We start from the raw sequence: 3,034 nt of genomic DNA, 5'->3' as shown, positions 1-3,034 counted from the left end.
CCCGCGCGTCGTAGTTGTGGTAGATCACTTCGCCGCCGGGGTAGCGCACTTCGGCCAGCAACTGCCCGACCTGGTCGTAGTGGTAGTAGGCGCCCACTCCGCTGGCCTTGTCCAACTGCTCCGCCCGTCCCAGGGCATCGTAGTGCGTCACCTGCTCTTGGCCCCAAGCATCAATCTCCCGCGTCTGCTCGTCCACACTTGCGGCACGACCGCAACGTGTGTAGGCTGAGAACTCCACAGCACGCCAGACCCGACGAGATCGCCGACAGGGAGGAGATGAAGAGCCAGCGCTCGGTGCGCTCGCAAAGCAGCAGTCCCACCGCCGAGGCGATCAGAACGATCGCCGCGGACTCGATGGCAAATGCCAGGAGAGTCGCGACGCGGTCTCCGCACAGCAGTTGAGTCCTTAGGTGCGCCGGAAAGGTGACCAAGCCAAGACCCAGCAGAAGCCAGCCGCCGAAGGCCGCCCAAGCATCCAGGGGGTCTGCAAGGCCAAGGATGGCCGACAAGCCCGATGCAGCAGGTGCCCCGAAGAAGGTCCACATCAGCAGCGTCCACGCGATCCCCAACGCCTCTTCGGGCCTCTGCGCCATGCGAGCACGGCCGATCCCCACGAGCCATTGGTGAAGCAGCGACACGGCCGCCACTCCCGAGGCAATCGCGGGTGTGGCGTCGGGTGCACTGTACCAGACCGCTTCTGCGCAGCCCGTGCAGACAGCCAAGGAAACATAGGGATGCGATCTCAGTACGTCCGCTGGTACATGCTTTCGCGGTGGTACCAGCAGACCGGCGCAAACGCCCAGGAAGTGCGCCCCGAGAACCGCCATGGCGAAGGGCCCCGTTGCGGCGACAGGCCGACTCGCGGCAAGAGTGGCGATTGGCAGGAGCACGGTCCAGGAGGCCGCCGCGGGGAGGTCACCTCCGCCTCTCTGCCACGACGGGCTTACGGAAGGGTCAGGAGCGCTACCGCGTGCGAGACGCAACGTCCGACCGGCTCCGTAGCCAGCCCAAGCCAGGGCCACGAGCAGGGCGATCGACGTCCAGTCGGCGTACACTCCGGTTCCCTCCGTCCACCTGCACTCAGTGCGGGTGGCATGGCAGCTTCTGCTTGCCGCACGTTGGGGCGGGCTACAGACCGAGCCCATCGAGGTCCAAGAGCAGCTCGCTATCCGGCGTGCCGCAGCGGTGCAGATATACGCGCGAACCTTGCCAGAAGAGCAGTCTCCGCCCATCGGGCATCCACGTCGCCTCCATGCGATCGTCGCGCGAGTGCGTAGGCAGGACCTCCGCCCGGACCGCACCAGTCGTCGGGCGCCAGACCCATGTCCCGCTGTTGCCGATGCACATGAGGTCCTTCCCGTCGGGGGACCAGCGCAGGTATACGTTCGGGTCACGCACGCGCATCGCTCCCACCTGGTTCCCGCTCCGTCGTTCCCTCACCACCACCATCGAGACGCGCCCCGCGTCGGCTTCCTGGTGCGCCGCGGCAATGCGCTGACCGTCTGGTGAGACCCCGAAATGCGGGTTGCTGAGTGGCCCGGCCAGTCTTGTCGGCTCAGCGTACCCGCTGCTCTCGACAACCGCCAGCGAGATGCCACCTGGAGACTTCTTGCTCACGAAGAGCAAGTCGCTGGCACCGTCGGCTCCGGGCACGGCCGCCTCCAGACAGGCGTCTGCTGCCACGAGTCGTGGCACTACCTTGTCTTCGGCAATGAAGACCGAGGGAGCATCGCGCCCAGTCTCGTCGTCGCCCACGTGGATGAAGCCATCGTAGGCAACTCGCTTGCCGTCCGCCAACCAGTTGGCGTCGCTGCCCGAGTCGGCAGCGACCACCCGCGTATCTCCTGTTCGGACGTCGAGCGCCAGCACAGTCGACGCGGTCTCTGGCTCATCCGCTCGCCAGTCGAAGCGCCCCACAAGCAGTCGTCTACCGTCCCTGTTCCAGTCGCGGGGATGATGGGAGACATATCCACTCGTCCATCGGAGAACAAGCCCCCTGTCGGGCATCGAGATCACCACGAGCGCGGACCTATCCCAATGCTGCGCACCCACCGCGCTGGTCCGTATCGCATCCATCGCTACAAGCCGTCCGTCACCAGCAACGATGAGCTCGTTCAGACACCACCGCGAGGCGGCAACCTCTACTCCCGGCCTACAGCCGCAGAGCGCTGCAGCCATCGCGCACAGCATAGCCACGCTGTACCCCCCGGAGCACCCGTGCATAGTGCTAGTGCCGCACACAGGTGCGATCGGAGGGCGGCCACCACGCTGATCGGGGCCTGGCCTCGGGGAGACCGTCACAACCGCTTCCTTCTAGGGTCACGCCCGCCGCTCTCGCACCCCTCGATGCAGGCTCTGAGCTTCAGATGTGCGGCGAAGATGTTGAAGCACTCATCTTTGCATCTCCTCACATTCCTGTATGGAGGACGTGCGTACCTCCATGCCCGCTCAGCAGCCTTGTCGAAGGCGGCCATGCCTGCTTTGGCGGACTTCTCACACTCGTGGGCAAGGTGCTTCAGGTACTCTCCCCATATCTCTCCCAGAACGAGGCCGGCGAGAGCACCACTGATGACGAGGCCGACGTCCTTCGTCCAGGCTACGAACTCGTCCCAGATAGCGGCGATCGGTAACGTGCCCGTCGCGTCCGTCAGGCCTGTGGGGATCTGTGACCCATACACGTACACTGATGAGTCGGCGTCGTCCCAAAGCCGCATTCCGATCGGGTCCCTACTCACGAATCTCCCTGCTGCTGCGTCGTACCATCGGTGCCAGAGGAGCATCAGGTTGGGGAGGGGTTCGGTGAAGTACCCGTAGGCGCCGACGTACTGGTAGGGAGTTGGCGTCGTGCCGGTGCGGTCGAGAGCGTTGCCGAAGGCGTCGTACAGGAAGGTGTCGGTCAGCAGACCAGCGCCGCCCGTCAGCCCCAGCGTCGTCCCCAGGGCGTCCGGCAGGTACCAGGCCTCCGTTGCCGGGTCACTCTCGCGGCGGTGCGCGACCAGCGCGTCGTAGACCGAGGGCCCTTCGCTGACAAAGT

4 protein-coding genes are annotated in these 3,034 nt (G+C 65.5%); all 4 read right to left on the bottom strand.

Annotated elements, in window-relative coordinates:
- The coding region (locus tag ABFE16_12865; GenBank protein ID MEN6346183.1) for a hypothetical protein at positions 1-196 on the bottom strand (196 nt) is incomplete at its 3' end.
- Positions 171-638, bottom strand: a complete 468-nt coding sequence (locus ABFE16_12860; GenBank protein ID MEN6346182.1) for a hypothetical protein — start codon at positions 636-638, stop codon at positions 171-173. The genes ABFE16_12860 and ABFE16_12865, both read right to left, overlap by 26 nt.
- Before the next feature lie 490 nt (positions 639-1,128).
- On the bottom strand, positions 1,129-1,833 hold the full coding sequence (locus ABFE16_12855; GenBank protein ID MEN6346181.1) for a hypothetical protein: 705 nt from the start codon (positions 1,831-1,833) through the stop codon (positions 1,129-1,131).
- A 464-nt stretch (positions 1,834-2,297) separates the two neighbouring features.
- A partial coding sequence (locus ABFE16_12850; protein MEN6346180.1) for an RHS repeat-associated core domain-containing protein occupies positions 2,298-3,034 on the bottom strand: 737 nt, incomplete at its 5' end.

This window comes from Armatimonadia bacterium, assembly GCA_039679385.1.
Taxonomy (GTDB): Bacteria; Armatimonadota; Zipacnadia; order Zipacnadales; family JABUFB01; genus JAJFTQ01.
The sequence above is the reverse complement of the archived record's forward strand: the minus strand, read 5'-3'. Positions and strand labels throughout refer to the sequence as shown.